At 44.5% G+C, this 12,333-nt stretch carries 11 protein-coding genes; 9 read left to right on the forward strand and 2 right to left on the reverse strand.

The genetic code is table 11. From position 1 onward, the window contains the following. Window positions 1-133 precede the first annotated feature (133 nt). From purM to fadE, 4 genes are all read left to right on the forward strand, one after another. The gene (gene purM / locus OPS25_RS06440) at window positions 134-1,171 is read left to right on the forward strand and encodes a phosphoribosylformylglycinamidine cyclo-ligase (RefSeq protein WP_265616824.1); all 1,038 of its coding nucleotides are present in this window, start codon (window positions 134-136) and stop codon (window positions 1,169-1,171) included. After that, window positions 1,172-1,822, forward strand: a complete 651-nt coding sequence (gene purN / locus OPS25_RS06445; RefSeq protein WP_265616825.1) for a phosphoribosylglycinamide formyltransferase — start codon at window positions 1,172-1,174, stop codon at window positions 1,820-1,822. Continuing rightward, window positions 1,809-2,543, forward strand: a complete 735-nt coding sequence (locus OPS25_RS06450) for a DUF3108 domain-containing protein (protein WP_265616826.1) — start codon at window positions 1,809-1,811, stop codon at window positions 2,541-2,543. The genes purN and OPS25_RS06450 overlap by 14 nt, the downstream gene beginning before the upstream one ends. 698 nt (window positions 2,544-3,241) lie before the next feature. Next, entirely contained in the window at window positions 3,242-5,707 is a 2,466-nt protein-coding gene (gene fadE, locus OPS25_RS06455; RefSeq protein WP_265616827.1) for an acyl-CoA dehydrogenase FadE, read from the forward strand. Between the two features lie 665 nt (window positions 5,708-6,372). Here the strand turns inward: fadE and add are convergent. Beyond that, entirely contained in the window at window positions 6,373-7,368 is a 996-nt protein-coding gene (gene add, locus OPS25_RS06460; protein WP_265616828.1) for an adenosine deaminase, read from the reverse strand. A gap of 1 nt (window position 7,369) precedes the next feature. Continuing rightward, window positions 7,370-8,005 carry a response regulator transcription factor gene (locus tag OPS25_RS06465; RefSeq protein ID WP_265616829.1) on the reverse strand — a complete coding sequence of 212 codons (636 nt, stop codon included), beginning with the start codon at window positions 8,003-8,005 and terminating at the stop codon, window positions 7,370-7,372. A gap of 168 nt (window positions 8,006-8,173) precedes the next feature. Between OPS25_RS06465 and cmoA the strand changes: the two genes are divergently transcribed. From cmoA to OPS25_RS06490, 5 genes are all read left to right on the forward strand, one after another. Then, entirely contained in the window at window positions 8,174-8,905 is a 732-nt protein-coding gene (cmoA, locus tag OPS25_RS06470) for a carboxy-S-adenosyl-L-methionine synthase CmoA (RefSeq protein ID WP_265616830.1), read from the forward strand. Window positions 8,906-8,931: 26 nt separating this feature from the next. Continuing rightward, the gene (cmoB, locus tag OPS25_RS06475; RefSeq protein WP_265616831.1) at window positions 8,932-9,915 is read left to right on the forward strand and encodes a tRNA 5-methoxyuridine(34)/uridine 5-oxyacetic acid(34) synthase CmoB; all 984 of its coding nucleotides are present in this window, start codon (window positions 8,932-8,934) and stop codon (window positions 9,913-9,915) included. 281 nt (window positions 9,916-10,196) lie between these two features. Further along, the gene (locus tag OPS25_RS06480) at window positions 10,197-10,415 is read left to right on the forward strand and encodes a hypothetical protein (protein ID WP_265616832.1); all 219 of its coding nucleotides are present in this window, start codon (window positions 10,197-10,199) and stop codon (window positions 10,413-10,415) included. Window positions 10,416-10,611: 196 nt separating this feature from the next. Then, window positions 10,612-11,481 (forward strand): kinase, encoded by an 870-nt coding sequence (locus tag OPS25_RS06485; RefSeq protein WP_265616833.1) that lies wholly within the window; start codon window positions 10,612-10,614, stop codon window positions 11,479-11,481. Between the two features lie 24 nt (window positions 11,482-11,505). Continuing rightward, the gene (locus OPS25_RS06490) at window positions 11,506-12,324 is read left to right on the forward strand and encodes an HAD-IIB family hydrolase (RefSeq protein WP_265616834.1); all 819 of its coding nucleotides are present in this window, start codon (window positions 11,506-11,508) and stop codon (window positions 12,322-12,324) included. Window positions 12,325-12,333: the final 9 nt, after the last annotated feature.

Consider the following 12,333-nt stretch of genomic DNA (forward strand, 5'->3'; position numbering starts at 1 on the left):
AAAGTTTTTCACCTGCTAAAGCATAATTTATCGCGAATGGCTTGCCCGAAAAATGGCGTAACAAGATTGGACTTACCCTCACTACCTGATAGAATTCGCGTTTTTCTTACCACTACCGAACCAGGGCGATATTGTGAGCGATAAAACCACCCCACTTAGCTATAAAGATGCTGGCGTAGATATTGATGCTGGGAATCAACTTGTCGAGCGTATCAAAGAAGTGACCAAACGTACGCATCGTCCGGAGGTCAAAGGCGGTCTGGGCGGTTTTGGCGCGTTATGCGAAATTCCTGCAAAATATAAGCGTCCATTGCTGGTTTCCGGCACAGATGGTGTGGGTACTAAACTTCGTTTGGCAATGGATGCTGGAGTGCACGACGGTGTAGGCATAGACCTTGTCGCCATGTGCGTCAACGATTTAATCGTGCTGGGTGCAGAGCCTTTATATTTTCTAGATTATTACGCCACGGGCAAATTAGACGTGGAAGTAGCCACGCAGGTGGTTGCGGGTATCGGCAAAGGCTGCGAGCTGGCAGGTTGCGCTTTGATTGGGGGCGAAACGGCTGAGATGCCCGGCATGTATCATGGCAGCGATTATGATATCGCAGGATTTTGTACAGGTGTGGTTGAAGCCGATAAAGTGATAGATGGTAGTCAGGTCAAAGCCGGGCAAAAGATTATCGCCCTGGGTTCGTCAGGCCCTCATTCCAATGGATTTTCATTAATACGAAAGATTATTGATGTCACAGAGGCAGATATCTCAGCGGAATTCGATGGCAAACCTCTTAAAGATCATTTACTCGCCCCGACCAAAATTTACGTAAAATCGGTTTTAGCGCTGCTCGAACAAATTAATGTACTCGCCATCAGTCACATCACTGGCGGTGGGTTTTGGGAAAATATTCCAAGAGTGCTTCCAGATAACTGTAAAGCGGTTATCGACCAAAGTAGCTGGCAATGGCCGGCCATTTTCAACTGGTTACAGCGCAAGGGTAATGTTGAACGCCACGAAATGTACCGCACCTTTAACTGTGGTGTTGGCTTAGTTGTGGTGGTAGACGAAGCAGATGCGGAGCAAACGGTCTCAATTTTACAAGCACAGGGTGAACAAGCCTGGGTCATTGGCCATATTGATGAAAAAGATTCTGACAAGGCAGTTGAGATTAACTAAATGACATCAGCAGTTCCTTCGATTTGTGTATTGATTTCTGGCAATGGTTCCAACCTGCAAGCGATGATTGATGCCATTGCCACCGGAAAACTGGAAGCAAAAATTGCCTGCGTTATTTCCAATCGCCGTGATGCCTACGGTTTAGTCAGAGCTGAAGCGGCTGATATTCCTGCGCATTGTCTTGAACATACCGCATTTCCTGATCGCGATAGCTACGACAAAGCGCTGATGAAATTAATCGATAAATATAAGCCGGATTGCATCGCACTGGCTGGCTTCATGAGAATTTTAACAGACGATTTCGTGAATCATTATGCTGGCAAAATGTTCAATATACATCCGTCTTTGCTGCCTAAATATAAAGGTTTGCATACCCACCGCCAGGCACTTGAAAATGGCGATCAGGAGCACGGCGTAAGTGTTCATTTTGTGACTCCCGAGCTAGACGGCGGTCCAGTGGTTATACAAAGCCGGGTGCCAGTATTTATCGAAGATACTGAAGAAGAACTCGCTGCGCGAGTGCAAGAGCAAGAACGCCAAATTTACCCCCTCGTGCTGCAATGGTTTTGTAAAGGCAGGTTGGTAATGCGTGAAAATGAAGCCATAATGGATCATCAACGTCTTCCTCAAACAGGCTATGCCAGTGACTAAAATGTGTTCGCTAAAAACATTAGAATATGCCGTCATCTGCACGTTAATTTCAGTGATTTTAGCCTTCCCAACTATTGCCTCCACCCAGCCTCTTCGCCCGTTTCAAGCTGAGTATAGAGCCTATAAATGGGACGACGATATTGGCAAAGCGGAATTAAAGCTGGAGAAATTATCTAAAAACCAGTACTCCCTCACTTATTCTTCTGACGTATCTAAATTCTTTTTATCTGACAAACGGTATGAGCATTCGATTTTCACCTTTAAAAATGGTGAGTTTATACCTCTCCAATATTATTACAGCCGTAGTGGCACGGGCGCAGATAAGAAGTTGAAACTCAAATTTGAATCTACCCCCAAACGGCAAATTTTGGTTAACGAAAGCACAGTGCTTGATTGGCAGCAAGAATTAGACAATCAACTCTACCGAATAGACATCCCCCGGCAATTAGCCGCTGGTCAGAAGTCACTAAAATATGATTTTATTAACTATCGCGGTGAAATTAAAAGCTATCAGATTGACGTTGTAGGTAACGAAAGGCTCTCGTTACCCTATCGAGAGCTTGATACCATCAAAGTTGAAATTGTCAGGCAGTCCAGTTCTCGTGAAACCTATGCCTGGTTCGCTCCTGAACTTGATTATAACCTGGTCAGACTGCAACAATTTAAGGATGATGATGAACAAGGCGATATCCAACTCGTTCGCTATAAGCGTTTACCTTAGCCAGGTGTTACGTTATCAGCTATACACGTAAGGGCTACTCCAGCTAATAGACTGAACTCTGAAATCCGCTACGGATAAATCTGAACGTAAATCTACCTCAGCACGCTATTTCTAATTTCTCTTTTTCTCGAGCCCATTGTGTCAGTCAAAAACAGGCCGGCGTTTTCCAACATAGTTAATCCCACGCAGGTGGGAATTTCCCCAACTGTAAGAACCATCTGTAAGAACCAACTGTAAGAACCATCACATAGTCGTTCTCACGTAGGTGGGAATCTTCTCAACTGATATCATTAGGTGAAAGTTGCTTTTAACTTTGCCCTGGAAGGAAAGAGATCCTCCGCCTTCGCGGAGGATGACGAGGTGGTTGCAGAGGGCAACGGGTAGATGCGGAGGATGATGTACGGGCCTACCCCATCCTAGTCATTCCCACGCAGGTGGGAACCTCCCAAACTGATAGCATTATGTTAAAGTTGTTTTTAACTATGTGATGGCTATTTTAACGTCTTTACACTACTTCGGCTTCAATGATATTTCGTACACAATTTCGCTCATTTCACCTTGATCTTTTAGCGCTTTGATTATACGTTTAAACTATTCTGGTCAGACCTCACTTCACGCTGAATATACCGTGTCTGAGTAAAATCTATGTTCGTTAACATTAACGAAATTAGAGAGCCGTTTATCAAGGAGACATGCTAATGGCTGAATTCATCTGGTTTTTAATTATTCTGGTTGCGCTAAGTATTGCAAGTTATAAACGCGCAAGCCTCACTACCGCTGCAGCCGTTGTAGCAGGGATCATGGTCATTGGTACCTTATTCTCTGAAATTGACTGGCTCGGCTGGCTTGTATTTTTGGCCATTGCAGTGCCATTGCTAGTACCTTCACTTCGTAAACAACTGATTTCCAGTAAGCTGCTCGCCTTTTATCGTAAAGTCATGCCTGAAATGTCCAGTACCGAACAAGAAGCGATTGATGCCGGTACTGTCTGGTGGGATGGCGAAATTTTTAGCGGTGACCCTGACTGGAATAAACTTCACAGCATTCCTAAAGGGCGTCTGACCGCGGAAGAGCAAGCTTTTCTGGATGGTCCGGTAGACCATGTTTGCTCAATGGTAGATGAATGGCAAATCAACCATAAAGATGCGGATTTATCTCCTGAAATTTGGGCTTACCTTAAAGAGCACAAGTTTTTTGCCATGATCATTAAGAAAAAATATGGTGGGCTGGAGTTTTCCGCCTTTGCACAGTCGCGGGTTCTACAAAAATTAGCAGGTACCAGCGCTGTGTTATCCAGCACCGTAGGCGTGCCTAACTCTTTAGGTCCCGGCGAATTGTTGCAGCATTATGGTACCCAGGAACAACAAGAGTATTATTTACCTCGCCTAGCTAAAGGAGAAGAAATTCCCTGTTTTGCCCTGACCGGCCCTGAAGCTGGATCTGATGCAGGGGCAATACCTGATGTGGGTATTATCTGTAAGGGCCAGTGGGAAGGTGAAGAAATTATTGGTATGCGCTTAACCTTTAATAAACGTTATATCACGCTAGCCCCTATCGCTACCCTTATTGGGTTAGCCTTTAAATTACAGGACCCTGATGGTTTATTAGGTAGTGAAGAAGATCTGGGTATCACGTGTGCGCTGATCCCTCGCGACACAGAGGGGCTTGATATAGGTCGTCGTCACTTTCCACTGAATGTACCATTCCAGAACGGCCCCATCAAAGGCGAAAACATTTTTGTTCCACTTGATTACATTATTGGCGGTCAAAAAATGGCGGGGCGTGGCTGGCGAATGCTGGTTGAGTGCTTATCGGTGGGCCGCTGTATCACATTGCCCTCAACTGCGGCAGGGGGAGCAAAGCAACTTGCGCTGGCGACAGGCGCATACGCTCGTATTCGTCGTCAGTTCCGCATTCCGGTTGGGCATATGGAAGGCGTGGAAGAGATGCTTGCGCGCATCGGAGGTAATGCCTATTTAATGGATGGCGTAACTCGCTTTTCAACAGTAGGGATAGGATTGGGCGAAAAGCCCTCGGTGATTTCGGCGATCAGTAAATATCATCTTACCGAAAAAATGCGGCAAGTGGTTAATGACGCAATGGATGTGCACGGCGGTAAGGGAATTATGCTTGGTCCAAACAACTACCTCGGTCGCGGATACCAGGGCGCCCCTATCTCGATCACGGTTGAGGGTGCCAATATTCTCACCCGGAATATGATGATTTTCGGCCAAGGTGCAATGCGTTGTCACCCGTGGGTTTTAAAAGAGATCCACGCCGCCAACTTAGAAGATCCAGAAGAAAGATTGGATGAATTCGACAAAGCGGTGTTCGGTCATATTGGCTTCACCCTCTCCAATCTCGTTCGCAGTAAATGGTTTTCCTTTACTGGGGGATACCTGCATAGTAGTCCCTTCAAAGATAGCACAGCGCAATATTATCGCTTGCTACAAGGCTACAGTGCCAACCTCGCATTACTCTCAGACGTATCTATGGGTGTATTAGGTGGGGAATTGAAGCGTCGTGAACGGCTGTCTGCGCGCTTAGGTGACATTTTAAGTGGGTTATTCCTGGCCAGTGCCACACTTAAACGCTATGACGAAGATGGACGCTTACATGAAGATGCATCGCTTATGCATTGGGCCATGATGAATACATTATTCGATATTGAAACAGCAATTGATGATTTTCTGGCTAATTTCCCCAGTAAGCCTGTAGCGTTCTTTTTACGTGCCATTGTGATGCCCTTCGGGCGTCGTTGCAGTAAACCTTCTGACTATATCGAACATAAAGTAGCGCTGTTGCTTCAACAACCCTGTTCTGCGAGAAGCCGTCTAGGTGAAGGACAGTATCTCACGCGAGAAGAAGGTAATCCTTTTGGCGAGTTAGAACAAACGTTAGATGATATTTTAGCCAGCGAACCTATTTTCGATAGGATCAGTAAACAAAAAGGTGAAAAGCTTTCTTTTACGCAGTTAGACAAACTCGCAGATGAGGCGTTGGAGAAGGGCTGGATAAACGAAGATGAAGCAGAGCAGTTACGCAAAACTGAGGCGGGTCGCCTAAAAATCATCAACGTTGATGACTTTGAACACGAAGAGTTGATTGCCAACCAGGCGACAAAACCTAAAGCAAAAGGGAACCGCAAAACCAAAGTAGCCTAGCTAGCCATTTTCATACAAGACCTTAAGACATAAAGGGCTGCTATTGCAGCCCTTTTTTATTGTTCAAATTATCAACGCTTGAACATCACCCTACAGCGCAATAAAAAGAGCATATGAACTAGAGGTCCACGACAACATGTAATCAGTCAAGTAACCATGTAAAGTACAGCAAAAAATTACAAATACAGTGAAAAGATCGGCAGAATCGCTTGGTAATTAAGATACGACAAAGTCGCTTGGTGTTAACAGAACAAGCTGTAGTAGCTTAGACTTGATCTGACAATTAAGGTCAGACGTTTTCGAACTAATCTCACAGCCAGAAATAGTACCATAATCAGACCGTTACCCCCCCGTCTGTCCAACTACCCATCCGTCACACTCCTCCCATTTGTCACCCTCACGAAGGTGAGGGTCTCCCTAGCGGCAGTAGCGGAGGTTAATTCGTTAGCCCTCAGGGCGTGAAGCGGTCCTCAAATAACGTCATCTGCGCGAATGCGGAGCGCTGTTTCGTCCAATTGTAATGTTGAGTAGCTCTTTTTTTGAATTTACGAGAACAGTTTTGGAGGTTCCCATTTCCATGGGAATGACGACTCTTCGAAACTGCAAATGTAAGATGTCGGATAAGATATGTGCAGCTAAGGATAAGCGCTTAAACGAGGGGTAATCTATTTACTTTTCTGTTTAAGTTTGGCTTTTTCTTCATCACTTAAAAAAGCTTGCTCCACGGCATTGAGTTGTATTTGTGCCAATTGTGTTTTGCTAAATCCAATGACGTCGTAAGCAACTTTATACTCATGTGCCAGATCAATGGCAGAAACGCCCGGATCATCTGTATTCAAAGTTACCGCAATGTCCCTTTCAAAAAACGCCTTCATCGGATGATTTGCCGTATCCACCATGGTAGTGGTTTGGTAATTAGACGTTGGGCAGCTTTCAATTCCTATTTTATTTTCAGCCAGATAAGCTAAAAGCTTCGGATCGTCCATTGCTGCCACGCCGTGTCCAATTCTCTGGGCACCTAGTAGTTTTATTGCATTCCAGATACTGTCACTACCCGCTGCCTCCCCTGCATGCACCGTGATTGACCAGCCAGCGTCTCTGGCTTGCTTAAAATGCTCACTAAACAAGGGAGCGGGAAATCCTACTTCATCACCTGCTAAATCTAACGCGACGATATGCTTTTTATGGGCAAGTAACCCATCTAACTCTAACTTACACACCTCTGCACCAAATGTTCGGCTTAAAATACCAATCAGGTTTGCTTTTACCCCAAATTGCTTTTCGCCCTCGCGCACGCCGTCAATAACTGCTTCTACAACAGCCTCAATTGGAAGTTTATGTGCGCGAGCCATGTAGTAAGGCGAGAAACGCAATTCCACATAATCCAGTGACTCGTGATGTGCATCTTGTAAATTCTCAAAAGCAATACGATAACAGGCGTCTAAGTCGGCCAATACCGAAACGCCGTAATCCAGCTTTTGTAAAAAAGCCAGCAGGTCGCTTGTACGATCATGGATTTGCGCGATATCCGCTACTTGCGCAACATTCTGCGCGGGTATGGTTAGATTGTGTTGTTGAGCTAAGTCCCAGATGGTTGCCGGTCTTATATTGCCATCGAGATGGCGGTGTAAGTCAATTACTGGCAACCTGTAATCAATCATATTAAACCAATTGTAATTTAGACATGATAAGCACCGCTTGCGTTCGTGTTTTAATGTCGAGAGTACGTAATACGGCGCTAATATGAGCTTTTACCGTGGCTTCCGTTACATTCATCTTTTCCGCAATTTGACGATTCATCAACCCTGCATGCAGATGTTGTAGAACTTCAATTTGCTTACCGGTCAAGCTTCTGAAACGGTATAAAATATCGATTAAGCTGGTATCTGCGTGGCGGATTTCGTCAGTCATCGACTCAGGCAACCATTTTTCTCCATTTTTAATTGCCGAAATCGCTTCGGCAACTTGGGCAATAGAGCCTGATTTAGGGATAAAGGCACTCGCCCCTAAATCCATCACCAACGCAACCACTTCGACTTCCTCAGTGGCAGAAATTACTGCAATCGGAATTTTAGGGAATTTTTCCCTCAGGGTAATTAGACCATTAAAATATGCGCAGCCTGGCATGGTGAGATCGAGTAGAATAAGTTCGATGTCCGGATGCTCATGCAGTGCCGACAGCATACTTTCTAAATCGTCAGCCTGATACATTTTTGAATCAGGAAAGTGTGGTTGTAGCGCTGACATCATCGCTTCCCTGAACAGCGGATGGTCATCTGCGATTAATAGTTGAGTCATTCCATAAACAGCCAGCTATATTTATTTATATTAAGGGTAATACGTATAGCGTAGAAGGTGAAGAATTTTGTCAGATTTGTTGAAAAAATCGCCCGTAACCATGCGAAATATTTGGCAAATTGCGCTGAGCAGGTAGAATAAGCGCCCTTCCAATGAGTGGTGAGCAACATGGCACAAAAATCAGACAACATTTTCGCAAAACCCATGCAGTCAGTAAAGGATTTCACATTTGATGAAGCGGTAGCAGATGTCTTTCCTGATATGATTCAACGGTCGGTTCCCGGTTACGAATCAATTATTCATACCATCGGTGAAATCGCCAGCCGCCATGTCACTACCCACTCAAGGGTGTATGATTTAGGTTCTTCCTTAGGGGCGGCAAGTTTATCCATTGCGCGTGCTACTTCCCTACACCCCTGTGAAATCATCGCCGTCGACAACTCAGAGGCCATGACTGAACGCTGCAAACGAATTGTTGCGGGATTTTCATTACCCAATCCTATTCGTGTGCTGTGTGACGACATTCAAAACATTGAGATTCAAAATGCGTCAATGGTGGTAATGAACTTTACCCTGCAGTTTATTCCCCCCGCTGACAGAAAAGCGTTATTACAGAAAATCTACGATGGACTTAATCCAGGTGGCGTTTTGGTACTTTCAGAAAAAATAAGCCACCCTTCGAAAGAGGGAAACGAATTGCTCATTGATTTGCATCATCAATTCAAGCGCAATAATGGTTACAGTGAATTAGAAATAAGCCAAAAACGAGCAGCCTTGGAAAAAGTCATGTTAGTGGATACATTCGCGGATCACGAACAGCGTTTGCTAAACGTGGGCTTTACCGATGTGGTTATGTGGTTTAAGTGCTATAACTTCACTTCCCTGGTCGCAATTAAGTAAAAAAAATTGAAGGTAGAAAGTCGTTCATGAGTCGTTTATATGATGTCTGGTTCGCAGACTGTTACCAGAGTTTGCTGAACACCCCCCTCGCCCACTGGTTGCAAACGCTGCCGGCACAGATAGAGCAGTGGCAACGAAACGATTTACATGGCGAATTTTATAAGTGGTGCAAATTACTGCAAAAGATACCGCAAACGCATCCCAGTATCATCGAATTGTCTGACAGTGTACGTGTCGGCAAGGCGGAAGACATTACTGAATATCAGCAAAAGCAAATTACTGGCTTATTAAAACAATTTATGCCGTGGCGTAAAGGCCCATTTTTTATTCATGATATCCACATTGACACGGAGTGGCGGTCTGATTGGAAGTGGGATCGCGTGTCGCCCCATATTTCTTCATTAAAAGATCGCTTCGTTTTGGACGTAGGCTGTGGTAGTGGCTATCACATGTGGCGAATGTTAGGTTCGGGGGCAAAGGGGGTTTATGGAATCGATCCGACCCAATTGTTTCTGATTCAGTTTCATGCCATCCAACAATTCATAAAAAACGAACATATTCATTTTTTGCCATTAGGCATTGAGCAAATGCAACCTCTGAATGCCTTCGATACTGTTTTTTCAATGGGTGTACTTTATCATCGCAGAGATCCCATAAACTTTCTAAGCCAGTTAAAGCAGCAGCTTCGCAAAGGTGGTGAATTAGTACTCGAGACCTTAGTCGTAGAGGGAGATGAAAAAACGGTAATGATGGCAGGAGAACGCTATGCGCAGATGCGTAACGTGTGGTTTCTGCCCAGCATTGATGCGTTAAAAGTGTGGCTAAGCCGGCTAGGCTTTGTAAATATCAAAGCGGTTGATGTCAATACAACTTCTTTAGATGAGCAACGCAGTACTGAGTGGATGACAAATAATTCACTTAAAGATTTCCTCGACCCCGATGATCTATCGAAAACAATTGAAGGTGCTCCAGCCCCTAAACGAGCAGTGTTAGTCGCTACCAGAAATTAACTTGGTAGCGAAGGGATTAAAATTTTTGCAAATTGCTTTTTATTTCACAATAGTATTTTGAATCTGATAGCGGCTAGTCAGGATACTCTTGAGTCAACCTGCAGTTAAGAGGTACGTAAAAAAGCATGTCGATAACAATGCTTTACCTGTATCCATGCAGTTTATCACCGCATAGTGGAAAACCGCACCAATGGACGCAAATACCACTCTCATCAAAAATTTGAATGCAATTGTCTAGGCATTAAACGTTTAAGTATGCCTACCGCTGCACCCACGTGGGTTTGGCGATAGTTGTCAATCCCCCCCGCTTCTCAGTATTTTTTTATGCCGAGGGTTTAAAACGTTCGCTGAAGAATGCCCTCACTGTTGCTGAAGAGCTTGAAATTGTCGATATTAAAATTATCCTTGAACTTGTCGAATCGACATACACATCAATCGTCAGCGCGGAGCAAGAGATGATTGGCATCTGGCTGGCAAAACTTTATAAAGAGTTCTGTTGAGTTCGGATAAGTGCAGTTTCATAAGAATTTACTCTGCTATTAGTTATTCATAGTTGTGTATCACAAAATAGTGTCAGCTAGGATATCTGGCCGAATACTCCTTTTTATGCTTTTTACTCAAATTTTCGCAATTGGCACATATGTTGTAATCTTAACGTATTGATTTTGTGCATCAGAATCACCAAGAGGTTGCCATATGGATTTACATCGTTTTCTTTTACATCACCAGCTTCCTGACGGATATCGGGAGGTTGCACAAAAATGGTTCGTTCCTCTGGCTGAATCTATCGTATTGCAGCTTAACGGTGCAGCCCGTCCGTTTTTTATTGGTATTAATGGTTGTCAAGGGTCCGGCAAATCCACCTTGACCGACTTTCTTTCTGAGTATTTCGCTGCCACTTACTCTTTACACGTGGCAAGCATGTCATTAGACGACTTCTATCTGCGTCAAAATGAACGAGTCACGTTAGCTAACACCATTCATCCCTTGCTAAAAACCCGGGGGGTGCCAGGCACGCACGATATTGCCTTGATGAATGAAGTATTTACTCAGTTAAGCATCAACGGTGAACTTGCTTTGCCACGCTTTAATAAGGCCACTGACAACCCAGCCGCTAAAGAAGCATGGCCGGTGATCAATACACCGCCTGACATCGTTATAGTAGAAGGATGGTGCTGGGGTGTACCACCGCAGACGGAACAGGATTTGGAAAAACCCATTAACGCACTTGAAGAAACAGAGGATCGGGACGGTATATGGCGCCGTTTCGTAAATGCTCAGTTAACACAGTATTATCAACCGTTGTTCGAAAAAGTAGATTATTACATTATGCTCAAAGGGCCATCATTTGAGCATGTGTATAAATGGCGGTGTGAGCAAGAACACAAACTTGCTGCCAAAACTTCAACAAAGAATACCGCGATCATGACAGACAAACAGATAGCGCGGTTTGTACAGCATTATCAACGCCTGACGGAGCATAGTTTTGAAGCTTTACCGCCGCTATGTAACCTAGTATTCGAGTTGGACGCTGATAGAAAAATTACCAACGTAATCAATAAATAAAACATCAGGCAATCATTAGAAGGTATGCAATTGAAAACGGTTATTTTTACGGACATGGATGGCACCTTACTCGATCATGACACATATAGTTTTGAAGCGGCCAAGCCCGCGCTGGAAAAACTTGCGGAGCGTAAGATCCCGGTTATTCCTACCACCAGCAAAACCTTTGCTGAGCTTCTCGATTTGCGACTGACTATTGGCTTAAATGGTCCGTTTATCATTGAAAACGGTGCAGCAATTTACATACCCCATGGTTTTTTTGAACAAAAACCTGCGGGGACCACCTGGCAGGATGGCTACTGGTGCAAAACTTTTATCTCCACTAAAGGGTATTGGTTAAAACAGTTGGACATTGTGAAACTCGAATTCGGCGGCGAATTCAATCATTTTAGCAATATGGACATTAGCGAAATCCAGCAATCCACCGGGTTAAATGAAATATCTGCAGCCAAAGCCGCACAAAGACAGTTCGGAGAGCCTGTTTTATGGAAGGGTTCTGAGGAGCGAAAACGCGAATTTATCAAAGCAATGACTGAGCGCGGCGCTAATCCTTTAGAAGGGGGACGCTTTATTCACATCTCTGGCGACTGTAATAAAGGTACCGCACTGACTTGGTTTATGGAGGAATATCAACGGCAAATTGGCGAGGCCACCCAGGCAATTGCACTGGGAGATGGTAAAAATGATATCGCCATGCTGGAAGCTGCCGATATTGCCGTGCGCATTAAATCTGAACATCACCAGCCACCCGTGCTGGATAAAGAAGATAACGTCTACACAAGCACTCTCCCCGGCCCAGCAGGCTGGCGTGAAATGCTAAATCAACTGATATTAGAAAACTAGCAGGAGCGC

Origin of the sequence: Alteromonas aquimaris (assembly GCF_026183695.1) — a bacterium.
Taxonomy (GTDB): domain Bacteria; phylum Pseudomonadota; class Gammaproteobacteria; order Enterobacterales; family Alteromonadaceae; genus Alteromonas; species Alteromonas aquimaris.

Bases quoted from the DNA above. Each gene is read 5' to 3' on its own strand.
- OPS25_RS06465 (WP_265616829.1), bottom strand. From the start codon at position 8,005: ATGACTCAACTATTAATCGCAGATGACCATCCGCTGTTCAGGGAAGCG.
- OPS25_RS06490 (WP_265616834.1), top strand. From the start codon at position 11,506: ATGCAATTGAAAACGGTTATTTTTACGGACATGGATGGCACCTTACTC.
- purN (WP_265616825.1), top strand. From the start codon at position 1,172: ATGACATCAGCAGTTCCTTCGATTTGTGTATTGATTTCTGGCAATGGT.
- add (WP_265616828.1), bottom strand. From the start codon at position 7,368: ATGATTGATTACAGGTTGCCAGTAATTGACTTACACCGCCATCTCGAT.
- OPS25_RS06450 (WP_265616826.1), top strand. From the start codon at position 1,809: ATGCCAGTGACTAAAATGTGTTCGCTAAAAACATTAGAATATGCCGTC.
- OPS25_RS06485 (WP_265616833.1), top strand. From the start codon at position 10,612: ATGGATTTACATCGTTTTCTTTTACATCACCAGCTTCCTGACGGATAT.
- fadE (WP_265616827.1), top strand. From the start codon at position 3,242: ATGGCTGAATTCATCTGGTTTTTAATTATTCTGGTTGCGCTAAGTATT.
- cmoB (WP_265616831.1), top strand. From the start codon at position 8,932: ATGAGTCGTTTATATGATGTCTGGTTCGCAGACTGTTACCAGAGTTTG.
- cmoA (WP_265616830.1), top strand. From the start codon at position 8,174: ATGGCACAAAAATCAGACAACATTTTCGCAAAACCCATGCAGTCAGTA.